The 24,030-nt window shown below is 65.0% G+C and carries 21 protein-coding genes; 10 read left to right on the top strand and 11 right to left on the bottom strand.

All coding sequences use genetic code 11. The features are described 5' to 3' along the window. Window positions 1-232: 232 nt before the first annotated feature. Window positions 233-577 carry a DUF952 domain-containing protein gene (locus AC0L3X_RS33720; protein ID WP_063979853.1) on the top strand — a complete coding sequence of 115 codons (345 nt, stop codon included), beginning with the start codon at window positions 233-235 and terminating at the stop codon, window positions 575-577. Then, window positions 574-1,671: a quinone-dependent dihydroorotate dehydrogenase gene (locus AC0L3X_RS33715; RefSeq protein WP_063979852.1), complete on the top strand. Its 1,098-nt coding sequence runs from the start codon at window positions 574-576 to the stop codon at window positions 1,669-1,671. Before AC0L3X_RS33720 ends, AC0L3X_RS33715 begins: the two co-directional genes overlap by 4 nt. Before the next feature lie 99 nt (window positions 1,672-1,770). Here the strand turns inward: AC0L3X_RS33715 and AC0L3X_RS33710 are convergent, their stop codons facing one another. From AC0L3X_RS33710 to AC0L3X_RS33690, 5 genes are all read right to left on the bottom strand, one after another. Then, the gene (locus AC0L3X_RS33710) at window positions 1,771-3,096 is read right to left on the bottom strand and encodes an MATE family efflux transporter (protein WP_063979851.1); all 1,326 of its coding nucleotides are present in this window, start codon (window positions 3,094-3,096) and stop codon (window positions 1,771-1,773) included. A 1-nt stretch (window position 3,097) separates the two neighbouring features. Next, a complete protein-coding gene (locus tag AC0L3X_RS33705) occupies window positions 3,098-3,832 on the bottom strand; it encodes an MBL fold metallo-hydrolase (RefSeq protein WP_063979850.1) in 735 nt (244 codons plus the stop codon). Window positions 3,833-3,853: 21 nt separating this feature from the next. Further along, on the bottom strand, window positions 3,854-4,159 hold the full coding sequence (locus AC0L3X_RS33700; RefSeq protein WP_063979849.1) for a DUF6460 domain-containing protein: 306 nt from the start codon (window positions 4,157-4,159) through the stop codon (window positions 3,854-3,856). Window positions 4,160-4,232: 73 nt separating this feature from the next. Continuing rightward, window positions 4,233-6,137 carry a cisplatin damage response ATP-dependent DNA ligase gene (locus AC0L3X_RS33695; protein WP_063979848.1) on the bottom strand — a complete coding sequence of 635 codons (1,905 nt, stop codon included), beginning with the start codon at window positions 6,135-6,137 and terminating at the stop codon, window positions 4,233-4,235. After that, the gene (locus AC0L3X_RS33690) at window positions 6,134-7,171 is read right to left on the bottom strand and encodes a ligase-associated DNA damage response exonuclease (RefSeq protein ID WP_063979847.1); all 1,038 of its coding nucleotides are present in this window, start codon (window positions 7,169-7,171) and stop codon (window positions 6,134-6,136) included. The genes AC0L3X_RS33695 and AC0L3X_RS33690 overlap by 4 nt, the downstream gene beginning before the upstream one ends. Before the next feature lie 200 nt (window positions 7,172-7,371). Here AC0L3X_RS33690 and AC0L3X_RS33685 point away from each other — a divergent pair, with 200 nt between their 5' ends. The 5 genes from AC0L3X_RS33685 (at window position 7,372) to AC0L3X_RS33665 (ending at window position 14,017) form a co-directional block, all read left to right on the top strand. Continuing rightward, window positions 7,372-8,298 carry a class I SAM-dependent DNA methyltransferase gene (locus AC0L3X_RS33685; RefSeq protein ID WP_063979846.1) on the top strand — a complete coding sequence of 309 codons (927 nt, stop codon included), beginning with the start codon at window positions 7,372-7,374 and terminating at the stop codon, window positions 8,296-8,298. A 116-nt stretch (window positions 8,299-8,414) separates the two neighbouring features. Then, window positions 8,415-9,644: an ABC transporter substrate-binding protein gene (locus AC0L3X_RS33680; protein ID WP_231143695.1), complete on the top strand. Its 1,230-nt coding sequence runs from the start codon at window positions 8,415-8,417 to the stop codon at window positions 9,642-9,644. Window positions 9,645-9,874: 230 nt separating this feature from the next. Further along, window positions 9,875-12,451 (top strand): ligase-associated DNA damage response DEXH box helicase, encoded by a 2,577-nt coding sequence (locus tag AC0L3X_RS33675; protein ID WP_063979844.1) that lies wholly within the window; start codon window positions 9,875-9,877, stop codon window positions 12,449-12,451. Window positions 12,452-12,567: 116 nt separating this feature from the next. Next, window positions 12,568-13,266 carry a ligase-associated DNA damage response endonuclease PdeM gene (pdeM, locus tag AC0L3X_RS33670; protein WP_063985921.1) on the top strand — a complete coding sequence of 233 codons (699 nt, stop codon included), beginning with the start codon at window positions 12,568-12,570 and terminating at the stop codon, window positions 13,264-13,266. Window positions 13,267-13,585: 319 nt separating this feature from the next. Continuing rightward, window positions 13,586-14,017 carry a hypothetical protein gene (locus AC0L3X_RS33665; RefSeq protein ID WP_014491352.1) on the top strand — a complete coding sequence of 144 codons (432 nt, stop codon included), beginning with the start codon at window positions 13,586-13,588 and terminating at the stop codon, window positions 14,015-14,017. 112 nt (window positions 14,018-14,129) lie between these two features. Here AC0L3X_RS33665 and AC0L3X_RS33660 read toward each other — a convergent pair whose 3' ends face one another. Both AC0L3X_RS33660 and pyrE read right to left on the bottom strand, forming a co-directional pair. After that, on the bottom strand, window positions 14,130-14,912 hold the full coding sequence (locus AC0L3X_RS33660) for a DUF2865 domain-containing protein (protein ID WP_038959907.1): 783 nt from the start codon (window positions 14,910-14,912) through the stop codon (window positions 14,130-14,132). Between the two features lie 232 nt (window positions 14,913-15,144). After that, window positions 15,145-15,708 (bottom strand): orotate phosphoribosyltransferase, encoded by a 564-nt coding sequence (gene pyrE / locus AC0L3X_RS33655; protein WP_014491354.1) that lies wholly within the window; start codon window positions 15,706-15,708, stop codon window positions 15,145-15,147. Between the two features lie 171 nt (window positions 15,709-15,879). Between pyrE and AC0L3X_RS33650 the strand changes: the two genes are divergently transcribed. Then, window positions 15,880-16,506 carry a glutathione S-transferase family protein gene (locus tag AC0L3X_RS33650; protein ID WP_038959906.1) on the top strand — a complete coding sequence of 209 codons (627 nt, stop codon included), beginning with the start codon at window positions 15,880-15,882 and terminating at the stop codon, window positions 16,504-16,506. A 170-nt stretch (window positions 16,507-16,676) separates the two neighbouring features. Here the strand turns inward: AC0L3X_RS33650 and AC0L3X_RS33645 are convergent, their stop codons facing one another. The 3 genes from AC0L3X_RS33645 to AC0L3X_RS33635 all read right to left on the bottom strand — a co-directional run bounded on the left by AC0L3X_RS33645 (window position 16,677) and on the right by AC0L3X_RS33635 (window position 21,571). After that, window positions 16,677-17,312: a LysE family translocator gene (locus tag AC0L3X_RS33645; protein WP_063979843.1), complete on the bottom strand. Its 636-nt coding sequence runs from the start codon at window positions 17,310-17,312 to the stop codon at window positions 16,677-16,679. A gap of 257 nt (window positions 17,313-17,569) precedes the next feature. Then, complete coding sequence (gene polA / locus AC0L3X_RS33640; protein ID WP_231143694.1) at window positions 17,570-20,623, bottom strand: DNA polymerase I; 3,054 nt, start codon at window positions 20,621-20,623, stop codon at window positions 17,570-17,572. Between the two features lie 102 nt (window positions 20,624-20,725). Further along, on the bottom strand, window positions 20,726-21,571 hold the full coding sequence (locus AC0L3X_RS33635; RefSeq protein WP_063979841.1) for a LysR family transcriptional regulator: 846 nt from the start codon (window positions 21,569-21,571) through the stop codon (window positions 20,726-20,728). 97 nt (window positions 21,572-21,668) lie between these two features. Here AC0L3X_RS33635 and AC0L3X_RS33630 point away from each other — a divergent pair, with 97 nt between their 5' ends. Beyond that, window positions 21,669-22,640 (top strand): quinone oxidoreductase family protein, encoded by a 972-nt coding sequence (locus AC0L3X_RS33630; RefSeq protein WP_473317142.1) that lies wholly within the window; start codon window positions 21,669-21,671, stop codon window positions 22,638-22,640. 5 nt (window positions 22,641-22,645) lie between these two features. Here AC0L3X_RS33630 and AC0L3X_RS33625 read toward each other — a convergent pair whose 3' ends face one another. Next, window positions 22,646-23,713: an acyltransferase family protein gene (locus AC0L3X_RS33625; RefSeq protein ID WP_354131716.1), complete on the bottom strand. Its 1,068-nt coding sequence runs from the start codon at window positions 23,711-23,713 to the stop codon at window positions 22,646-22,648. Between the two features lie 192 nt (window positions 23,714-23,905). On the opposite strand from AC0L3X_RS33625, the gene AC0L3X_RS33620 reads away from it, so the two are divergent. Next, window positions 23,906-24,030: NAD-binding protein (locus AC0L3X_RS33620; RefSeq protein WP_212102385.1), on the top strand; the 125-nt coding region annotated here is incomplete at its 3' end.

Genomic DNA, 24,030 nt, shown 5'->3' with positions numbered 1-24,030 from the left:
TCGCGCAAGGGGTGGCGGGAGAAGCATTTTCAAGCGAAGCGGATACCGGTTCGCGTCAAGAAAACGCGTCAAAACAAGAATTTAAAGCCCCGTTCCGATTTCATCGGAACGGAAATGGCTCTAAGCCTTGAGTTCGGAGGGGGCGGCCATTACGGTCGCGCCCGGGTTTTGAGGACCCGCACGAGACGAAAAAACCCAAAAGACTCAAAGAGCAAACAGGGCTGCGTGAGCGGTGGTCAAGATCTACAAAATCTGTCCGGCCTCGGCCTGGCGCGAGGCGGAACGGCAGGGTGTCTACCGGGGCAGCGCGGACGATTCGCGCGACGGTTTCATCCATTTCTCGACCGCGCCCCAGGTTCCCGAGACCTTGCGCAAGCACTATTTCGGGCAGCGCGCGCTGTTCCTGGTCGAGGTCGACGGCGACGCGCTCGGCAGCGCATTGCGCTGGGAGCGCTCGCGCAATGAGGAGCTGTTTCCGCACCTCTATGGCGAGCTCGATCTCGGCGCGGTGCTGTCGGTGATGAATCTCAACATGCGCTCCGATGGCGGCCACGACGTTCCGGAGCTTAACCCGTGATCCGCGCCTTCGACGCCTTTTCGCTGCCGGTGCTGCGCTGGCTCGATCCGGAGGATGCGCATCGCCTCGCGATCCAGGGCCTGCGCTTCCTGCCGCCGGTCAAGCCGCGGCCTGACGATCCCAAGCTCGCCGTGCGTGCCTTCGGGCTCAACTTCCCCAATCCGATCGGCATGGCCGCGGGCTTCGACAAGAGCGCCGAGGTGCCGGATGCGTTGCTGCGGCTCGGCTTCGGCTTCGTCGAGATCGGTTCGGTGACGCCGAAGCCGCAAAGCGGCAATCCGCGGCCGCGGCTATTTCGTCTGGAGCGCGACGAGGCCGTGATCAACCGCATGGGCTTCAACAATGACGGCGCGGAAGTCGCGCTGCGCAGGCTCGCGGCGCGCGCGCAGCACGGCGGCATCGTCGGGGTCAATGTCGGTGCCAACAAGGATTCGCCGGATCGCGTTGGCGATTACGTCAAGCTGATCGAGACTTTTGCGCCGGTCGCGAGCTATTTCACCGTCAACGTCTCCTCGCCGAACACGCCGGGTCTGCGCAATTTGCAGGAAGGTGCGCTGCTGGACGATCTCCTCGCCAGGGTGATCGACGCGCGCGAGCGGGTGCGCCAGAAGGCCGGCGACACGCCGGTGCTGCTCAAGATCGCGCCTGATTTGAGCCTCGCCCAGCTCGACGACGTCGTGCAGGTGGCGCGCTCGCGCCGGGTCGACGGCATGATCGTGGCGAACACGACGATCGCGCGGCCGAGCACGCTGCGCGAGGAAATGCGCGCCAAGGAGCAGGGTGGTCTGTCCGGCCGGCCGCTGTTCCGCCTGTCGACGCGCATGGTCGCGGAGACCTATGTGCGCGTCGAGGGCGCGTTCCCCTTGATCGGCGTCGGCGGCGTGGATTCCGGCGGCGCCGCGCTGACGAAGATCCGCGCCGGCGCGAGCCTGATCCAGCTCTATTCGTCGCTGGTCTACAAGGGCCTCGGCCTCGTCGACGAGATCAAACGCGATCTCACCTCGACGCTGCTGCGGACAGGGCGGGATTCGCTGTCCGAAATCGTCGGCGCCGACGCGGCGACACTCACGGCGGAAGACTGGCCGGGGATGTAGCCACCGTCCAGTAGCCCGGATGGAGCGCAGCGCAATCCGGGAATCTTTCCGCGAGCACGAAGACCCCGGATTTCGCTGCGCTCCATCCGGGCTACGAATCTACGATTTCGGAAACGTCACCCGATACAGCGCCGGATAGCGCGCGCCCTGCAACCCGCCGCGGGCGACGTAGAAGGCGATCAGCGCGCTCCACAGCCCGGCATTGCCGAACGATTGCAGCGCCCACCAGGCCCCGAGAAAGATCGTGAACGATAACAGCATCAGATTGCGCATCTCGCGTGCCCAGGTCGCGCCGACATAGATGCCGTCGAAGCCGAACGCGAACACGCCGGGGATCGGCGCAAGCACGATGAACGGCAGGAATTCGCGCGCGGCGCGGCGGACGTCCTCGCTCGCTGTCATGACATTGATCAGGTTCGGCCCGAACAGCGCGAACAGCACCGCGACGACCAGCGCGAAGCCGAGGCCCCACAGCAGCACCAGCCGTGTCGAGTCCGCAAAGCCCCTGGCATCGCGCGCGCCAAAAGTGCGGCCGCAGAGCTGCTGGGCTGCGTTCGCAAGACCGTCGAGGAAGAACGCGCTGACCAGCAGGAAATTGTTCAGCACGGAATTCGCCGCCAGCGTGACGTCGCCGGCGCGTGCGCCCTTGGCGGTGAAGAACAGGAACACGGCGATCAGCGCCGCGGTGCGGATCATGATGTCGGAGTTCACCGCCAGCAGCCGCATCAGTTTTGCCCGGTCGAGCAGCGTGGCAAGGGGCACCGCAAAGCCGCCATCCGCATAGCGCCGGCAGACGATCACGCCGAGCACGAAGCCAATCGTCTCCGAGATCAGTGCGGCGATCGCCGCGCCCGCGATGCCGGTGTCGTAGACCAGCACCAGCAAGATCGTCGCCGCCATGTTGATGAGGTTGATGACGACCTGCAGCAGCAGCGCCGGATTGGCGCGCGCCTGCCCCACCAGCCAGCCGAGAATGACGTAGTTGGCGAAGGCGAACGGCGACGACCAGATCCGGATCATGAAATAGGTCTTTGCCGCGCGCGTGACGCCTTCGCTGCCGCCCATCAGGTCGAACAGCCCGGCGGCCAGCGGCAGTTGCAGCACGATCAGCGCGGCGCCGATCAGGCCCGCGACGATGAAGCCGCGCACCAGGATCACGGTCTCCTCGCGCGTCTCGCCCGCGCCCAGCGCCTGCGCCGTGAAGGCGAGCGTGCTCATGCGCAGGAAGCCGAACAGCCAGAACAGGCAGTCGAAGATGACGGAGGCCATCGCGACGCCGCCAAGCAGCGCGGCATCGTCGAGCCGCCCAATCGCGGTGGTCGAGACCACGCCGATCAGCGGCGTGGTGAGGTTCGCGACCATCGCGGGACCGGCAATGGCGAACACCTGGCGGGAGCCGATCCTGGGATGAACGGGCGCGTGCATGTCAGAACACGAGCACCATGCCGTCTTCGGCGGCGAGATGCGGTACGTCGTCCAGGCGCGACAGCATGTCGTCGCTCATATGGGTGAGGACCAGGCGTTTCGCGCCGATTGCTGGCAGATGCTGTTCCAAGGTCTTCAGGCTGAGATGGTTCTTGACCACCTTCTCGTACATATAGGCTTCAGCAATGAAAAGGTCCGCGCCATGCGCCAGCGGAATGAGTGTCTCCGTCCATTCGGTGTCGGCGCTGTAGGCGAGCGTACGGCCTTCAACCTCGACGCGGTAGGCCAGATGCGGCCCGCCGGATTCGCCGTGCACCACCGGGTAGGGCGTTACATTCACTCCGCCGAAGGATTGGCTTTGCCCAGGCGCGAGTTCGATGACGTTCAGCTCGAAGCGCTGCTTGGTCTTCGAGGAGTGCTCGAACAGCGCCTCCATCACTTGGGCGAGCCGCGTCTCGAGGCCTTGCGGGCCCGCGATCGTCAGCGGCCGGGTCCGCCGCGAGAATTGCGCATCGAGCAGGACAAACGGCAGCCCGGCAAAATGGTCGCCGTGGAAATGCGTGATGAGAATGAGGTCGATCTCGTTGCGGTCGATCTCGAGTCGCTTCAACGCCGGCAGGGCCGACGCGCCGCAATCGATCAGGAAGTTGGCCGCGCGCCCCGAGACGTGGAAGCAGGTGTTGAGCCTGCCGCCCGAGCCGAAGGCGTCGCCGCAGCCGACAAAGCGTAACTGCATCGGCTGCGGGCTCCCAAATCCTTACCTGTTGCGCGGCGCGCCGAATACGCGCGAGAGCAGCCAGATCGGAACCACGATGACGGCGCCGAGCAGGAAGTAGCGCCACAGCCAGTTCACCGCGTCGAAGCCGAGATCCCAGAGGCGCTGGAACAGCAAGCGGATGCTGTAGATGATATTCCAGGGATCGAAGCCGATCGCGGCGAGCACGACGCCGACCAGGATCGAGAGCAGGACCAGGCGAAACGCGACCGCCAGCGGCGAGCCGCCGAGAAAGCGGTTCAGCCCATCGCTGCGGCCGGCCGGCAAATCTCTGACGTCTTGGACCATCTCAAAACTCCTCGCGGGGATTCGACCCCATTATAGGTCACGGCGGGGCACATGGGGAACCCGCATTCCCTCGTCAATGGCTGTCGGCGGACGCTGCAACCTTAATTGTTGGTAGGGATTCGTCAGCCTTCAGCATCTTTTCCAGCGTTTCCAGCCGGTCGGCCTCGCGCGGCGGCTTGTCCCAGCGCAGCCGGCTGATGCGGGGGAAGCGCATGGCGACGCCGGATTTGTGCCGCGGGGAACGCTGCAGCCCCTCGAACGCCACCTCCAGCACGAGCCCCTTGTCGCGCTCGTGCACGACGTGGCGCACGGGGCCGAATTTCTCGGTGGTGTTGCGGCGGACGAAACGGTCGATCTGCAAGAGCTCCTCGTCGGTGAAGCCGAAATAGGCTTTTCCGACCGGCACCAGCTCCTCGCCGGCTTCGCCTTCGGTCCAGACGCCGAAGGTGTAATCGGAGTAATAGGACGAGCGCTTGCCGTGGCCGCGCTGCGCATACATCAGCACGGCATCGATGATGTGCGGGTCGCGCTTCCACTTCCACCACTGGCCTTTTGGCCGCCCCGGCAGGTAAGGCGCATCGCGCCGCTTCAGCATGACGCCTTCGACGGCATCAGCATCCGCACCCGCGCCGGCACTCGCGGGATCGGCGCGCGCCGCGGTCAGCGCCTGCCAGCTTGCGAAAGGCACGGTCGGCGACAGGTCAATGCGGGGATCGTCGAGCTTGCCGATGAACGTCTCCAGCCGTTCGCGCCGCTCCGCGAAAGGCAGCTCGCGCAGATCGTTCGCGTCGTCGCCGAGCAGATCATAGGCGCGCAAATGGATCGGAAATTCCTTGATCAGCTTCGGCGAAACGACCTTGCGGTTGAGGCGCTGTTGCAGAACATTGAAACTCTGCACGCGGCCTTCGCGCAGGATCAGAAGCTCACCGTCGATTGCGCCCGCGAGCCGCAGCGACGGCACGAGATCCGGAAAGCTCCCCGTGATGTCCTCGCCGGTGCGCGAATAGAGCCGCGCCGTGATCTGCCCGCGCTCATCGCGGCCCGCCACCGCCTGCACGCGGATGCCGTCCCATTTCCATTCGGCGATGTAGTCGGCGGGATCAAGCGCGGCGAAATCCGTGTCCTCGATCGCGTGCGCGAGCATCACCGGCCGGAACGGCGCGGGATCGCGATTGACCGGCTTTTCGCCGCGGCCTTCGAGCCAGGCGAACAGGTCGAGATAGGGAGGGCTGAGCCCCGGCCAGATCAGCTCGACCTCATGCGGGTCCTTGTCGCCAAGCGCTGCGGCTGCAGTCTTGGCGAGGCGCGCGGAAATGCCGATGCGCAGCGCGCCGGTGACGAGCTTCAGCAGCGCCCAGCGGCCGGTCTCGTCAAGCTCGTCGAGCCAGCGTTCGAGCTGCTTTGGCAGCTCGGTCTTGCCGAGCGTGCGCAGCGTGGTGACGACCTCGGTGAGGGTTGGGGGCGGCGGGTTGTTGTGGTTGCTTGGATGTGTGGACTCATGAGCATCCCGCCCGCGGTACCCCTCTCCCTGCCCCTCCCCCGCAAGGGGGGAGGGAACGGAGAGAGTGGTGCCTCCATCACTCGCTGAATCACTGTCGGTCGTGATGCTCACCGGCCGCCGCGCGCTCCGCTGCGCTCCCTCCCCCCTTGCGGGGGAGGGAGGGGGAGAGGGGTGGCCCGGAAAAGATTCGTCATGACCGGGCACCCGCCGCGGCCACATCAGCGCCACCGTCTCCGAGAGATCGCCAACGTAATCGTAAGACAACCCGAACAGCACCTCATCCGTGCGCGCCGCGATCAGATCGCGGATCAGCGCGGGCTTGGCATGCTTGAAGCTCAGCGCGCCGGTCAGCGCGGCCAGGGCGTAGCCGCGGTCGGGATCGCCGACCTCGCGGAAATAGCCGGTGATCAGCCGCAGCTTGTTGTTGCGGCCGGGCTCGTAGGCGAGGCGATCCAGCAGTTCGGCGAAGCGGTTCATGCTTCGGCCTCATCTTGAAGCGGTGTCTCGCTCTCCTCCTCGTCGCCATAGCCGACGAGATCGAGCGGTTGCGCGCGAAGACCTTGCGACTTGCACCAATGCACCAGTGCGTCTTCCTGGCCGTGCGTCACCCAGATCTCGCTGGCGCCGGTCGCCGCGATGGTCGCGGTGAGGCCATCCCAATCGGCATGGTCGGAGATCACCAGCGGCAGCTCGATGCCGCGCTGCCGTGCGCGGGCACGCACCCGCATCCACCCCGAGGCAAAGGCGGTGACGGGGTCGGGAAAGCGCCGCGTCCAGAGGTCCGAGGTGGCCGACGGCGGCGCCAGCGTGATGGTGCCGGCGAGCGCCGCCTTCTTGACGCCCAGCACCGGCTTGAGCTCGCCGAGATCGATCCCGCGGCTCTGATAGTACTCGGTGATCTTCTCCATCGCGCCATGCAGGTAGATCGGTGCGTCATAGCCGGCCTGTCGCAACAGCGCGATCACGCGCTGCGCCTTGCCGAGCGAATAGGCGCCGACGAGATGCGCGCGCTCGGGAAACAATGCAACGGAGGCCAGCAGCTTCCTCACCTCGCCGGCGGCATCGCCATGGCGAAACACCGGCAGGCCGAAGGTGGCTTCAGTGATGAAGACGTCGCAGGGCACGAGCTCGAACGGCGTGCAGGTCGGGTCGGGCGCATCCTTGTAGTCGCCGGAGGCGACGATGCAGGTGTCCTTGCAGGTCACGGCGATCTGCGCCGAGCCCAGCACGTGACCGGCCGGGTGAAACCTCACGCGCACGTCGCCGAGCCGGATCTCCTCGCCATAGCGGATCGCTTGCGTCGAGCCGGCAAAGTTCTCGCCATAGCGCAGCCGCATCATGTCCAGCGTTTCCTGCGTCGCCAGCACCGCGCCATGGCCGGCGCGGGCATGGTCGGAATGGCCGTGGGTGATCACGGCCCGCTCGACCGGGCGGACAGGGTCGATGTGGAAGGTGCCGGGCTTGCAGCACAGGCCGTCAGCAGTTGGCAGCAGGATGTCTTGCGGACGCATATGCGTCATATAGGGAGCGGCCACCCCAAATGAACCCGTGATGCGCGGGCTTGCCGTCTCCGCTAGGCTTCGCCGGCCCGGCGGTGTAAAAGCCCGCCGAAGCCAATTGGCGGAGGCGGGACCCGCGCCTCCATCCTTTTAAACAGTTCCCTTTTTGATGGATTGCCGGGTCGAGCCCGGCGATGACGAGCCGAGTTCCTATGCCCCTGCGCCTGTTCCAGTCCTCCGGCGATCTCATGGCCGACCGCCGTTTCGAATTCGCGCGCGACCTCCAGCTCAAGGGCGATCTGCCCGCTGCCGCCGACCTCATCGAGCAGGCGATCGAGCTCGCGCCCAATTTTACGTCCGCGTGGTTCACGCTCGGTGAAATCCGCAGCCAGCTCGGGGAGCGTGACAAGGCCATCGCAGCATTTCGCAAAGCACGCGAGTCCGATCCCGAGGATCAGCACGGCGCCCATTTGCATCTGATACGGCTCGGCGACGAGCAATTGTCCGAGATGCCCAAGGCCTACGTGCAGGCGCTGTTCGACCAGTACGCGCCGCGCTTCGAGCACACGCTGATCAACGATCTCGACTATCGCGCACCGTCGCTGATCTTCAAGGCGGTGGTGGCCGCGCGCGTCGTCGCGAAGAAGCCGGCCTTGTTCAAGCGCACCATCGATCTCGGCTGCGGCACCGGGCTCGCGGCCGCCGCCTTCGCCAAACAGGTCGATCATTTCATCGGCATCGATCTGTCGCCCGGCATGATCAAGGAGGCGCGCGCCACCGAACTCTATGCCGAACTCGAAGTCGCCGACATGATCGAAGGCCTGCGCGGCAAGGCCGATGCGAGCGCGAACCTCGTCGTCGCCGCAGACGCCTTCGTCTATCTCTCCGATCTCGCGCCAGTGCTCATCGAGGCGAAGCGCGTGCTCATATCCGGCGGCGTGCTCGCCTTCACGCTGGAGACGCATGACGGCAGCGGCATCGTGCTCGGCGAAGGCCTGCGCTATGCCCATTCGGCGGAATATGTGCGTGGTGCGATGGCGAAGGCCGGGCTCAAGCTGCTGACATTGGAGCCGGCATCGCCACGCATCGAGAACAACGAGCCGGTGCGCGGCCTCGTCGTCGTCGCCGAGAAAACTTGAGTTTAGGCGCTAAAAGCCCCGCGATTTAAGCGTCATTGCGTCGCTGAGCTGCGACTTCCCACTTGCGACCCGCGCTGCGATGCCAGCACAATGCGGGCGCTAGGGAGAAACAAAAAATGACGAAGAATCCAACGCGGCGCGATTTCAGCGCCGGCGCGCTCGCCACCATCGCCGCATCCACCTTGCCTGCGCCGTATGTCTGGGCCGCGGAGAAGAAATACGATGCGGGCGCCAGCGACACCGAGATCAAGATCGGCCAGACCGTGCCGCATTCCGGGCCCGGCTCGCTGTACGGCGTGCTCGGCCGCATCGGCGAAGCCTATTTCCAGATGCTGAACGAGAAGGGCGGCATCAACGGCCGCAAGGTCAAGTTCCTCACCATGGACGACGCCTACAGCGCGCCGAAATGCGTCGAGGCGACGCGGCGCCTGGTCGAGCAGGAAGAGGTGCTGGCGCTCTATGGCTCGCTCGGCACCGCGCCGCAGACCTCCGTGCACAAATACCTGAATTCGAAAGGCGTGCCGCAACTGCTGCTCAACACCGGCGCGTCCAAGTGGAACAATCCAAAAGAGTTCAAATGGACGATGGCGGGCCTGCCGCTCTATCCGACCGAAGCGCGCATCCTGGCGCGGCACGTCCTCAGCGTGAAGCCGAATGCCAAGGTCGGCATTCTCTACCAGAACGACGATTTCGGCCGTGACTTCCTCGGTCCGTTCAAGAAGGTGCTGGCGGATGCCGGGGGCACCGCGCAGGTGATCATGGAGCAGACCTACGATCTGACCGATCCGACCGTCGATTCCCAGCTCATCAATCTCTCGAAATCGGGCGCCGACGTCTTCTACAACATTTCCACCGGCAAGGCGTCGTCGCAGTCGATCCGCAAAGTGGCCGAGCTCGGCTGGAAGCCGCTGCAATTGTTGTCAGCCGGTTCGACCGGTCGTTCGATCCTCAACGCAGCAGGCCTCGAGAACGCCACCGGCATCGTCGCCATCCGCTACAACAAGGAGGTCGGCCTGCCCAAATGGGAGAAGGACCCCGACGTGATGGCGTTCGAGGAGCTGCGCAAGAAGTACACGCCGGCGATCGATCAAGACAACACCATCGCGTTTGCCGGCTACGGCCAGGCCGTCACCATGGGCGAGATCCTGCGCCGCTGCGGCGACGATCTCACCCGCGCCAACGTGCTGAAGCAGGCGTCCACGCTCGCAGGCTTCCACTCGCCCTATTTCCTCGACGGCGTCACCTACAGCTACACGCCCGAGGACTACACGCCGATGAAGACGCTCTTCATCTCCACCTTCAGCGGCAAGGACTGGGACATCTCCGACAAGCCGATGTCGGAGTAGGCCGCGCTTTCTTCCTTCTCCCCTTGTGGGAGAAGGTGGCGCGAAGCGCCGGATGAGGGGTCTTCTCCACGTACTCGAAGGAGAATGACGCGCGGAGAGATACCCCTCACCCGTCTCGCCGCTGTCGCGGCGAGCCACCCTCTCCCGCAAGGGGAGAGGGAAAAGGGGCGCCCCGCTATTCACATCTCCACCCCTCGACGAACCCACCCCCACGGCTTACCTGTGATGCCGTGCCGCCCCGCATCCTCAAAATTCCGGCCGAGCCGGCCACGCTGCTGCCCGACCGCTTCCAGGCGTGGTTCGCGGCCCGCGGCTGGTCGCCGCGTGAGCATCAGCTCGCGCTGCTGGACAAGGCGCGCGAGGATCGTTCCGCACTGCTGGTCGCGCCCACCGGCGCGGGCAAGACGCTGGCGGGATTTCTGCCGACGCTGGTGGAGCTCTCGACGCAGCCGGTCGAGCGGGACGGAAGGACGAAGCAAAGCCTCGTCTCCACCGGCCGCGATGTTCGCCGCAGCGATGGCCTGCACACGCTCTACATCTCGCCGCTGAAAGCGCTCGCCGTCGATATTGCCCGCAATCTCGAGCGGCCGATTGCGGAGATGGGGCTGCCTGTCAAGGTCGAGACCCGCACCGGCGACACGCCGGTGTCGCGGCGGCAGCGCCAGCGGCGCTATCCGCCCGATATCCTGCTGACGACGCCTGAGCAGGTCGCGCTGTTGCTCTCCTCCGACGACGCGCCGTTCCTGTTCTCCTCCTTGAAGCGCATCGTGCTCGACGAGCTCCACGCGCTGGTGACGTCCAAGCGCGGCGATCTGCTTTCGCTGGGTCTGGCACGGCTCTGGCGGCTGGCGCCGCAGCTGCGCGCGATCGGCCTGTCGGCGACCGTGGCCGAGCCGGACCAGCTTGCGCGCTTCCTGGTGCCGCAGCCCGGCGGGAAGGAGGCGGCCGCCGACATTGTCGTCGCCGGCGGTGCCGCGCCGCCGCTGGTCGAGATGCTGGATACGCGCGAGCGCCTGCCCTGGGCAGGCCACAGCGCGCGCCACGCGCTTCCTGAAATCTACGAGCTGATCAAGGCCAACAAGACCACGCTCGTCTTCGTCAACACCCGCAGCCAGGCCGAGATGCTGTTCCAGAATCTCTGGAGCATGAACGACGACAACCTCGCGATCGCGCTGCATCACGGCTCGCTCGACGTCGCCCAGCGCCGCAAGGTCGAGGACGCGATGTCGGCGGGCAGACTGCGCGGCGTGGTCTGCACCTCCTCGCTCGACCTCGGCGTCGACTGGGGCGATGTCGATCTCGTCGTCAATATCGGCGCGCCAAAAGGCTCTTCGCGTCTGATGCAGCGGATCGGCCGCGCCAATCACCGCCTTGATGAAGCCTCGCGCGCGGTGCTGGTGCCGGCCAACCGGTTCGAGGTGCTGGAGTGCCGCGCCGCGATCGATGCGATCGCCGAGAATGCGCAGGATACGTCACCCTTGCGCACCGGCGCACTCGACGTGCTGGCCCAGCACGTGCTCGGCTGCGCCTGCGGCGAGCCGTTTCTGAGCGATGATCTCTACGGCGAGGTGCTCACGGCCGCGCCTTACTCAGATCTCGCCCGGCAGGATTTCGACGACGTCGTCGATTTCGTCGCCTCCGGCGGCTACGCGCTGAAGACCTATGAGCGCTTCGCCCGCATCAGGCAGGACAAGCAGGGCCGCTGGCGCGTTGCCAATCCAAAGGTGCGGCAGAGCTATCGTCTCAATGTCGGCACCATCGTCGAGGAGCCGATGCTGAAGGTGCGGCTCGTTCGTGGGCGCTCCACCGGCAGCGGCTCGACCGGCGCCATAGCGCGCGGCGGCCGCGTGCTCGGCGAAATCGAGGAATATTTTATCGAGGGCCTGACCGCCGGCGACACGTTTGTGTTCGGCGGCGAAGTCGTGCGCTATGAGGCGTTGGCCGAGGATCAGGTCTATGTCTCCCGCGCCAACGACAAAGACCCGAAAGTGCCGTCCTATATGGGCGGCAAATTTCCGCTCTCGACCTATCTTGCCGAGCGCGTGCGGCGCCTGCTCGATGATCGCCGTGCATGGAATGGTTTGCCTGAACAGGTGCGCGACTGGCTGTCGTTGCAGAAAGACGTCTCACGTGTGCCCGGCGTGCGCGAACTGCTGGTCGAGACCTTTCCACGCGGCAACAAGCATTATCTCATTTGCTATCCCTTCGAGGGCCGGCTCGCGCACCAGACGCTGGGCATGCTGCTGACGCGGCGGCTGGAGCGGATGCGCGCCCGGCCGCTCGGCTTCGTCGCCAATGAATATGCGGTGGCGATCTGGGGGCTTGGCGATGCCTCCTTCATGATCCGCAACGGCCAGCTCGACCTCGACGCGCTGTTCAACCCGGACATGCTCGGGGACGATCTCGAAGCCTGGCTCGCGGAATCCGCGCTGATGAAGCGCACCTTCCGCAATTGCGCGCTGATCTCCGGCCTGATCGAGCGGCGCTTCACCAGCGAGGACAAGAGCCGCCGCCAGGTGCTGTTCTCGACCGATCTCGTCTACGACGTCCTGCGCAAGCACCAGGCCGATCACGTGTTGCTGCGCGCCGCCCGTGCTGATGCCGCTACCGGCCTGCTCGACCTGCGCCGTCTCGGCGCCATGCTTGCCCGCATCCAGGGCCGCATCACGCATCGGGAACTCGATCACGTTTCGCCGCTCGCCGTCCCCGTGATGCTGGAAATCGGCCGCGAGTCAGTCTATGGCGAAGCTGGCGACGAGCTCCTGGCGGAGGCCGCCGACGAGCTGGTCAAAGAGGCGATGTCGTAGAGAATTTTACCAGTGGTGCGCGCAACTCCATCCACATCGTCATGCCCGGGCTTGACCCGGGCATCCACGTCTTTGCTTCCGCGGCAAGAACGTGGATGGCCGGGACGAGCCCGGCCATGACGGAGCAAGTGGCGCTATCGATCTCATCGACACGCACTTTGGATGTGGCTGGCATCGCGCTCCACGCCGATCTCTCCGGCGCGCTGTTCTGGGAAGAGCAGCGCCTGCTCGTCGTCTCCGATCTGCATCTGGAAAAAGGGTCGAGCTTCGCCACGCGCGGTGTGCTGCTGCCGCCTTACGATACGTTGGCAACGCTGAGCCGTCTCGCTGCCGTCATCTCCCGCCATAATCCCCGAACGGTCATCGCGCTCGGCGACAGTTTTCACGACCGAACCGCGCATGAGCGGTTGTCGTCCGACGATCGCGATGCTGTCGCCGCGCTCCAGACCGGCCGCGACTGGATCTGGATCTCGGGCAATCACGATCCCATGCTGCCGCGCGATCTCGGCGGGACCATCGCCGACGAAGTCGCGATCGGCCCGATCACCTTCCGTCATGAGCCAACAGGTGTGCGCGGCGAGATCGCCGGCCATCTGCATCCGAAGGCGCGCGTCTCCGCACGCGGCCGCTCGATGGAACGCCGCTGCTTCGCCAGCGATGGGATGCGCGCCGTGATGCCCGCCTTCGGCGCCTATGCCGGCGGTCTCAGCATCCGCGATGCCGCGTTCGCAAGGATCTTTCCCAGCAATGGCTTTGTCGCCCATCTGCTCGGTGACCGCCGCGTCCACGCCATTGCGGCCTCGCGCTGTTGTTGAGATCCCGGCCTCGTGCCAACCGGATCCATCGGGCCCGGCAACGGAAAATAGGACAGGACTACGTCCAGTACTTATCCGGAATCGCCTAAGTTCATAGGTACCTCTAACTTGCCAATTGCCGGGGCTGGATTTCATCCCGAACACGATTGCAACCGGCAAAGGGGTCGCTGCGAGGCGACCCCTTTCGATTCCGCCGGTCGGACTTTGTCCCCTGTTCCGGAACAAATTAAGAACACTTTGGCAAGTCTTTGATATATCATTGTGATTCGGTGCGTTGCCGACACAATATCTAGCGTCCGTCAGACTTTGCGAGGACTACATGTCCACCATCGCCTTCGATCAATTTGCCCTCACCCGGATCGCCGATTTCGCGCGCTCGCTGTCGCGGCTGCATCAGGCCGCGCGGCGCTACGCGGTCGATGACGACCAGTTCGACCGCGAGTTCAACGCGGTGTGCCAGTCGATCTGGGGCTACACCATCGACGACGTCAGCGACGATCTGTTCTCGACCGAGGATCATCTGTTCCTCGACACGCTGGACGAAGCGCATGCGCGCATCTTCGCAGCCGAGCAGGGTTACGATCTCATCGGCGAGGCGGGCATGCTCACCGACTGGTGGGGCTTCTGCTGGATGATCCTGGCCGAGAAGCGCGGCCTGCTGACTCAGGAAAACCGCGCCGCCGCGCGCGCGGCGATCGAGGAAAAATATCTGGCGGCGCCGAACGTGATCGGGGTGATCATCGGAAGGTGACGCAGCACTCTCCGTCACTGCGAGCGTAGCGAAGCAATCCATAATCTGTTCGCGGTGACAGACTGGATTGCTTCGCTGCGCTCGCAATGACGACTTTTGATTCAGTTCGGGCTTAGTCCAGCCCCGCCCGCTTCGCCGGCTTCTGTGCTGGGGTCTTCGGCACCGTCACGTCAGGCAGCGCCTCGCGCACGATCTCGACTGAGGCCGGCGCATCTGCTGCGACCGTCTCCGCGCGCACCGGTGCCACCTTCATCTCGCCGAGCCGCGCGCGGACCTGCGCGGTGAGGCCGGGGTAGGAGGCAACCGGCGTGAAGTCCGCAGCCTGGTCATTGCCGACGCGGATGCCGGTATAGGCGACGAGGCCGTCGCTGGTCGCGATCACGTCGCCGGCTTTCAGCGAGGAATCCAGCGCGAGATCGACCGGGGCGAGGCCGACCGGCTCACGGCCGTTGCAGGTGCAGTCGGCACGTAGCGCCTTGCGATAGGCGAACGCGTTTTCGCTGTCGGCGTAGCGCTCGCCGGTCTGCGAAGCGGCGCCGTCGATCGAAGAGCCGAAATAGACCTTTGTCGTGGTGGCAGGACAGAACGCCTGACACATCTGAGCGGGCGAGGCGAGGCCGCGCATCAGCGGAAAATATTTGCCGTCGCAGGTGCGCACGCAGAAGGCCGGGCCGGAGCCGCCGGCCGCCGCCGCGCGTGTCGGGGGCACATATTGCGGGTTTGCGGGATTCTGCTGGCTGGCGAAGGGATCGGCAAAGGAGTTCGACTGCTGCGGAACCTCACGCTGCGGCCGGGGCCGCTGCATTCCGCCGAAGAAGAAGTCGAACAGGCCTTCGGCCGAAGCCGGGGCTGGAACCGCAAGCAGCGGGGCCGCCAGGCTGGCGGCCACAAGCATCGCGCGACGCGCATGGGACAAGGCTGTACGCAATGCTCACTCCGACGCTACTGAACCGGCCGGAACCTTCCGAGGTCTCGGCACATGATTCACCATAGTGCTGGATGGTAAATGAGCAGTTGAGCGGAGGCGATTTCAAGTCGAGGCCGTGACCTCTTCAAGGCCGGGCACAGCTTCCGGCGGATGGTTGCTTCCGGGCAACGCCCGGGCATGGACGGACTGTCTCGCGGCCTTAAGCCTTCAGGAACTCCGACGCCTTGTACAGCGAGCGGAACGGCAGGCCGGCCGCACCAAACGTGTCGGTGGCGCCTTCCTCGCGGTCGACCATGGTCAGCACCAGCACCACCTCGGCGCCTGTCTCGCGTACGGATTCCACCGCCTTCATCGCCGAGCCGCCGGTGGTGGTGACGTCCTCGACGATCACGACGCGCTTGCCTTCGAGCGTCTCGCCCTTGGGCAGACCTTCGATCGCGAGCTTCGCACCGTGCTCCTTCGGCTTCTTGCGCACGAAGAACGCCGCGATTGGATGGCCCTTGATCCAGGAGATCTGCGCCAGCGCGCCGGCCAGCGGCACCGCGCCCATCTCAAGCCCGCCGATGAAGTCGAGCTGGTCGTCCTTCAGCGCCTCATAGGTCAGCTCGGCGAGCAGCGTCGCGCCCTCGGGGTCGAGCATGGTCGGCTTGAGGTTGAAGTAGAAATCGCTCTTGCGGCCCGACGCGAGCGTGACGTCACCGCGGCCGAAGGAGCGCCGGCGGATGATTTCGAACAGGCGGGCGCGGGAGGCAGATTTCGACACGGCGGTCCCTCGGGGCTTTTTGGAGGTGGCGGAATTTATCCGCGACGGCCGCGACATTCCAGAGGGGACCGGTCGAGTCAACAGGGATCGGCCATCCCGGTCCGTCAGTTGTGGGGGTGCAACCTTCTGGAGTAGTTGGATGCCAGATATCTCGGGGAAGGAAATGCCTGAATGACCATCGAGCTGCACACCTGGAACACGCCGAACGGCCGCAAGATCTCGGTCGCATTGGAGGAAATGGGGCTGCCTTACAAGGTGGTCCCGGTGAACATCACCAAGGGCGAGCAGATGGCGCCGGGATTCCTGAAGCTCAGCCCCAACAACAAGATCCCCGCGATCGTCGACCCCGAGGGGCCGGACGGCAAGCCCGTCAGCATCTTCGAGTCCGGTGCGATCCTGCTCTATCTCGGCGAAAAGACCGGCAAATTCTTGCCGAAATCGCTCGCCGGGCGCATCCCCGTCTATGAATGGCTGATGTGGCAGATGGGCGGCTTCGGCCCGATGCCCGGCCAGGTGCACCATTTCATCGCGCTCGAGAACGAGCAGGATCGCGCCTATGGCCTGAAGCGCTACATGGCGGAGACGCGCCGGCTCTACGGCGTGCTGGACCGCCGGTTAGAGGCCCACGACTTCGTCGCCGGCGACCTCTCGGTTGCCGATTTTGCCATCCTGGGCTGGGCCTGGCGCCACCCTCGCCACAAGGTTGAGTTGGCCGATTTTCCCAACGTCAAGCGCTGGTATGAGGCGCTGATGGCGCGTCCCGCGGTGAAGCGGGGCATGGACGCGAAGCTGGATTGAGCGGCCTTTTTCCCTCCCCCCTTGTGGGGGAGGGTGGCTCGCCGCGCAGCGGCGAGACGGGTGAGGGGTCTGTCTCCGCGAGTCCAGCTGTCTTCGAATGCGCGGAGAAAGACCCCTCATCCGGCGCTTCGCGCCACCTTCTCCCACAAGGAGAGAAGGAAGAAAAATAATCACACCTTCTTCGCTTCCACTGCCATCCGCACCGCAAGCCCGGCCAGCACCGTGCCCATCAGCCAGCGCTGCACCAGCATCCAGCTCGGCCGGCTCGCCAGGAACAGTGCGATCGACCCTGCGGCAAGCGCGATCATCGCGTTGACGCTGACGCTGATCGCGATCTGGATCGCCCCCAACACCACCGACTGCGTCAGAACGCTGCCGGCGGTGGGATCGATGAACTGCGGCAGCAGTGCCAGATACAGCATCGCGATCTTCGGATTGAGCAGATTGGTGACAAAACCCATCGCGAACAATTTGCGCGGGTTGTCGATCGCAAGCTGCTTCACCTGGAACGGCGAACGTCCGCCCGGCTTCACCGCCTGCCAGGCCAGCCACAGCAGATAGCCCGCGCCGGCGAAGCGCAGCGCGTCATAGGCAAAGGGAATGGCGAGCAAGAGCGCGGTGATGCCGAACGCCGCGCACAGCATGTAGAACACGAAGCCGAGTGCCACCCCGCCGAGCGAGACGATGCCCGCCGCCGGTCCCTGCGTGATCGAGCGCGAGATCAAATAGATCATGTTCGGCCCCGGCGTGAGCACGAGACCAAGGCAGACGAGGGCGAAGCCGAGCAGGGCGGAGGTGTGGGGCATGGGTGAACCGGTGTGGGGACGGCACGATTCTAATATGCGCCGCGCGGCGGAGCCATCGCGCAATTGCACGGAGGACAATTCCACTCGCCGGCGCGATCGGTGCGCTCCCTCGCCCCGTTCTTACGGGGAGAGGGTTGGGGTGAGGGGCTCTCTCCCCACGTGCGATCGTCGAGAGACCTGTACCCCCTCACCCGGAATCCGCGCTTCGCGCGAATTCCGACCTCTCCCCGCAAGCGGGGCGAGGTTAAGAGGTAGCCTCAATGCGCCTCGTCCCAATTCTTCGCCGCGCGCGCATCGACATGCAGCGGCACCGACAGGTTCACGGCCGGGAACGGTGCGTCCTGCATCACGTGCTGCACCACCGGCAGCGTCGCCTCGACTTCCGCGTCGGGCACCTCGAAGATCAGTTCGTCGTGCACCTGGAGCAGCATCTGTGCCGTCAGCTTCTTCTGGACCAGGGCGTCCTCCATCCGCGTCATGGCGCGGCGGATGATGTCAGCGGCGGTGCCCTGGAGCCGCGCGTTGATCGCGGCACGCTCGTTGAACGCGCGCACCGAGGCATTCGAAGCCTTGATGTCGGGATAATACATCTTCCGGCCGAACAGCGTGGTGACATAGCCTTTGCTCCGGCAGAAGTCGCGCGTCTCGTCCATGTAGGCGCGGATGCCGGGGAAGCGCTCGAAATACTTCTTGATGTAGGCGGAGGCTTCCTCGCGCGCGATGCCGAGCTGGTTGGCGAGGCCGAATGCCGAGATGCCGTAAATGATGCCGAAATTGATCGCCTTGGCGCGGCGCCGGATTTCGCTCGGCATGCCCTCGATCGGCACGCCGAACATTTCGGAGGCCGTCATCGCGTGAATGTCGAGCCCGTCCTTGAACGCCTGCTTGAGGACGGGAATGTCGGCGATCTCGGCGAGCAGCCGCAGCTCGATCTGCGAATAGTCGGCGGAGACGAGCTTGTGCCCGGGTGTCGCGATGAAGGCGCGGCGGATCTTTCGGCCGTCCTCGGTGCGCACCGGGATGTTCTGCAGATTCGGCTCGTTCGACGACAGCCGGCCCGTCGTGGTCGCGGCCAGCGCGTAGGTGGTGTGGACGCGATGGGTCTGCGGGTTGACGTAGGTCGGCAGCGCGTCGGTATAGGTCGATTTCAGTTTCGAAACCTGGCGCCACTCCAGGATCTTCTTCGGGAAGTCGTGGCCCTGCTCGGCAAGTTCGTCGAGCACCTGCGCGGTCGTCGACCATGCGCCTGTCTTGGTCTTGGTGCCGCCGGACAATCCCATCTTGCCGAACAGGATGTCGCCGATCTGCTTGGGGCTGCCGACATTGACGGGCTCGCCCGCGATCTCCTGGATCTCGGCTTCGACGCGCGCCGCGGTCTGGGCGAAGTCGCCTGATAGCCGCGACAAGACCTGGCGGTCGATCGAGATGCCGCGCCGCTCCATGCGCGCGAGCACCGACACCAGCGGCCGCTCCAGCGTCTCGTAGACCGCGGTCATGTGCTCGGCGACGAGGCGCGGCTTCAGCACGCGCCACACGCGCAAGGCCATGTCGGCGCCTTCCGCCGACAGCGGCGCGGCCTTGTCGATCGGCACCTGGTCGAAGGTGATCTTGCCCTTGCCGCTGCCGAGCAGCTCGCTCTCCTTCAGCATGGCGTGGCCGAACCAGCGCTCCGCGAGCGCTTCGATCGCGTGCGAGCCGCGGCCGGCATCGAGCACATAGGAGATCAGCTGCGCATCGTCGGCGTTGCGCAGCGTGATGCCGTGCTGCGCCAGCATCACGGCGGTGAACTTGACGTCGAAGCCGATCTTGAGAATGCCCGCCGATTCCAGCACCGGCCGCAGCGCTTCGATCGCGTCCGCATGCTTGACCTGGTCCGGCGCGAGACCCGCGTCGAACAGGCCGGCGCCGCCACCGGACTGCTTGTGCGCGAGCGGCACGTAGCAGGCCTCGTTCGGCGCCAGCGCCAGCGCGATGCCGCACAGATCGGCCTGCATCGGATCGATGGAGTTGGCTCTCGTCTCGATCGCGACATGACCGGCGTCGTGGATGCGCGCGACGAAGGCGTCGAGCTCCTTGAGCGTCTTGATCGCCTGGTATTTGCTGCGGTCGACCGGCAGCTTGCGCAGCGCCTCTTCGCGCGCGGCGGCCAGTGAAATCGGCGCGCCCTTGAGACCGGCCGACTTGTCGCCCTTGTCGCCGCCTGTTGCGGTCGCGGCTGGAGCGGCGAACAGATCGCCGGAGGTCTCTGACGTCTTTGCCTTGGCGGCGTCGCCGCCAGCCCCTGCGCCGCTCCTGTTCGACGCATCGGCATCGACATTGGCGGGATCGATCTGCGAATAGTCGGCGACGCGACGCGTCAGCGTGGTGAATTCCATCGCCTTCAGGAAGGCGATCAGCTTGCGCGCGTCGGGCTCGTGCACCGCGAGGTCGTCCAGCGGCACCTCGAGTTCGACCTTGTCGTCGAGCAGCACCAGCTTGCGCGAAATCCGCGCCTTCTCGGCATTCTCGATCAGCGCCTCGCGCCGCTTCGGCTGTTTGATCTCGGTGGCGCGGAACAGAAGCTGTTCGAGGTCGCCATATTCGACGATCAGCTGCGCGGCGGTCTTGATGCCGATGCCGGGTACACCGGGCACGTTGTCGGTGGAATCGCCGGCCAGCGCCTGCACTTCGACCACTTTCTCGGGCGGCACGCCGAATTTCTCGATCACCTCGGGAATGCCGATACGGCGATCCTTCATGGTGTCGTACATCATGATCTTGTCGTTCACGAGCTGCATCAGATCCTTGTCGGAGGACACGATGGTCGTGTGGGCGCCGCGGTCGCTGGCCTGTCGCGCATAGGTCGCAATGAGATCGTCGGCCTCGAAGCCGCCCTGTTCCAGGCAAGGCAAATCGAAGGCGCGCACGGCTTCGCGGATCAGCGCGAATTGCGGGATCAGATCATCGGGCGCGGGCGGCCGGTGCGCCTTGTACTCGGGATAGATCTTGTTGCGGAAGGTGACTTCCGACTTGTCGAACACGATCGCCAGATGCGTCGGGCGGTTGTCCGCGGGCATGTCGCGCAACAGCTTCCACAGCATGTTGCAGAAGCCGAGCACGGCGTTGACCTGCAAGCCGTCGGACTTGCGGTTCAGTGGCGGCAGCGCGTGATAGGCGCGGAAGATGTAGCCGGAACCGTCGACCAGGAAGATGTGGTCGCCCTTGCCGGCCACCTTCGCCGCGACCGGTTTGGCAGCAGGCTTGTCAGCAGCGGGCTTGGTGTCGGCTTTGGCGGCGGTCTTCGGGGATGTCGTTGGGGAGCTTTTGGGCATGGCCGCAATGTATGAATTTTTGCGGCAAAAGACAGCCTCCACCGGCCTGATTTTGCAGGCGCGCACAGGCAAATCCTGGCAGCGCCGCGCTTTGCGGTGCAGTTATCGCAGGCAGCCTTCGAGGAAGCCTGCGACAGCGCGCACCGCCGGCGCGCGGCGCAAGTCGTTATGGACGATGAGCCAGACCTCGCGACTGACAGGCTTGCGGTCGGTGTTGCAACGTTCGAGCTGTCGATCGCGGTCGCCTAGAAACCGCGGCAACGCCGCAAGCCCAACGCCGGCCCGGGCCGCAGCGGCCTGATTTTCGAGGTCATTGGTCCGCAGCACGATCTGGCGGGTGCCCGCGATATCCGTCAGCCATTGCTGCTGCGGAGTGTCATCCATGCTGGCATCATAAGCGATAAAGGCGAACGCATAAGGTGGCGTCTCCTTCAGATAGGACGGCGCGCCGTAAAGGCCAAACTCGAAATGGCCGATCTTGCGGGCTATCAGCCCGGCCTGTGTCGGACGAGAGAGGCGAAGCGCCAGATCGGCCTCGCGGCGGCTGAGCGAAGCCGTTCGCTTCTCACCGATCAGCTTGATGAGGATGCCTGGATACTGCTCGCGCAACTGCATCAGCTTTGGAGCAATCAGGATATTGGCGAGCGAGGGCGGCGCGCTGATCGAGATCTCCCCGTCGAGTTCCGGCTTCGCTGCCCGTGCCGCGCGCTCCACCGCGAAGGCGATCTCCTCCATCTGCGCGCCAATCGCCGCAATCCGCTTGCCGTCCTCGGTGAGAACGTAACTGCGTGGTCGGCGATCGACGAGCTTGAGCGAAATGGATGCTTCCAGCGCGGCGACGCGGCGGGCTACCGTCACATGGTCGACGCCGAGACCCCTTGCCGCCGCCGACAGGCTTCCCTCGCGCGCCAGAGCCAGGAAATGATGCAGGTCGGACCAATCGAGCATTGTGCAAAATATCACAAGACAACTTCAACTTTGAGCAGTTTCGCAGAATTTGGATTGATCCCATAGTCTCTTTTATTGGCAACGAAAGGGACGAGTCATGGCCGAGATCATCAGGTTGAAGGCACCAGGAAGCGTGGAGCAGCTCGAACTGGCAACGGTCGCTCTGGGACCGCCGGCGCGGGGCGAGGTCCGGCTCCGGCAGACCGCAATCGGCGTCAACTTCATCGACATCTATCAGCGTATGGGCCTCTACGCGCTTCCAGCCGAAGCCGTTCCCGGCGTCGAGGCGATCGGAGTTGTTGCGGCGCTCGGCGAGGATGTAACGGGTCTCAAGGTCGGCGACCGCGTCGCCTACGCGGGAGCGCCGGTCGGCGCCTATGCATCCGAACGAAACCTGCCGGCCTGCCGTTGCGTGAAGCTGCCTGAGACGGTAGCCGACGAAGCGGTGGCTGCAGCGTTCCTCAAGGGGATCACGGCGCACATGCTGCTCGATCGTGTCTTTCCTGTCGGTCGTGGCACAACGATTCTCGTCCACAGCGCCGTCGGCGGGCTCGGTCAGTTGCTGACCCGCTGGGCCAGTGCACTAGGTGCCGTGGTGATCGGGACGGTGGGATCGCAGACCAAAGCCGAAATCGCCCGAGGCGCTGGTGCGCATCACACCATCGTTGGGCGGGATGCCGATTTCGCTGCCGCAGTCGCGGATATCACCGGTGGGCGTGGGGTCGACGTCGCCTATGACGGCATCGGCGGAACGACCTTGCAAAGGACGCTTGGCTGCGTGAGGCCATTCGGTGTGGTGGCGAGCATCGGTCAGTCCGGCGGTCCGATTGCGCCGATCGATGTCAACGACCTCGGGCCACGTCGCAGCCTGATGTTGGCGCGTCCAAGCGTCATGGCCTATGTCAACGATGCCGCGGAATACCGGCGTGCGGCCGAGCGCGTGCTCGCTGCGCTGGCGGATGGCGTCCTGCGGTCGACCGGCATTGCCTACGGCCTCCGTGATGCTGCGCGGGCGCAGGCCGACCTCGAGGCCGGGCGCACCGCCGGGGCTCTCTATTTGGTGCCCTGATCGACCTATTCCGCGGCCTGCAACCGCACGCCCGACTTCTTCGGCGCGATCCAGAATGTCTCTGGCCGTTCGAACAGGAAGTCGGCGTGCAGCCGCAGGGCGGTCTGCCAGATCGCGAGCGACCCGAGCACGCCAACGATGGTGACGATCAGCGATACCGTGCCGATGTCGGGAATGACGCCGGTGCGCAGCAGTAGCGTTCGTGTCGCCGCCATCGGCAGGAAGAAGGCGAGGTAGATCACGATGGAATGCTCGCCGCAGGAGCGGAAGAAGTTCAGCCATTGTGCGCGGGCGAGCAGCGTGCCCATCGTGATGATAGCGCAGGCGCCGGCGAAGCCGAGCACGAGCGAGACGATCTTCCATTCGCTGGCGGCAAGCGCGACGAGGCCCGCATTGATCAGCGCCCAGGTCGCAAGCGCCGCCAGCGCAAGTGCGGGATGCTTGCGCGCGCGATCGGACAGCGCGAACACGTAAGGCGCGAACAGATATCCCGAATAGAAATAGACGAAGCGCGCGCAGAATTCGTCGATCGCGGTCCAGCCGGTCGAGATGCGCGCCGTCTCCAGCGCGGCAGCGATGAGCCAGATCGCCAGCGGCGGGACTCGCCGTGTCAGTTTTGTGACGACGAAGAAGATCGGCAGCAGGTAGATGAACCAGAGCGTGCCGAACGGTTCGACGAAGGATTCCAGATACAGCAGGCCGGCCTCGCGCCAGCTCGTCTCCGCCGCGAATGCCGGTGCCTTGAAGCCGAACTGGATTGTCACCCAGACGACATAGAAATAGGCGAAATGCACCACCTTGCGGTCGAGATAGGTTCGCCAGTCCCGATCGATCACCAATGGCAGGAACAGGCCCGAAATCAGGAAGAAGTCCGGCATCCGGAACGGCTTTGCGAAGGCCACGGCGACATGCATGAAACCGGTCTGGCCGGCCGCGATCTCCACCCCCAGCACCGAGTGCATCATCACGACCATGACGATGCAGACGCCCTTGGCATAGTCGATCCAGTCGACACGCGCGGCCGGGGGGGCTTTGGAAAGCCCGCTCGCGGCGATTGTGCCTGATAGTGCCATGGTGTCCCGTTTCGAGGCGCGGTCCGCCCGGCTCTGTGCGGACGTGGCGCAGTGTGAAGCCTTGCGGTTTAAGGTTTCTTTACCGGTACAATTCGCGTGCCAGTTTTTGCATCCGGGCTGTTCTCTCCCCTCAGGAAAATGCTAAACCGCTCGAGTTGGGGTTTCGTTAACCAAGCTGGAACAGGGTTTTTCATGCGAATCGCGATGATCGGAACGGGCTATGTGGGACTGGTGTCCGGCGCCTGCTTTGCGGATTTCGGTCACGACGTCACCTGCGTCGACAAGGACGAGAAGAAGATCGCGGCGCTTCATCGCGG

It is taken from the genome of Bradyrhizobium sp. MI1.7, from assembly GCF_055811795.1.
The sequence above is the reverse complement of the archived record's forward strand: the minus strand, read 5'-3'. Positions and strand labels throughout refer to the sequence as shown.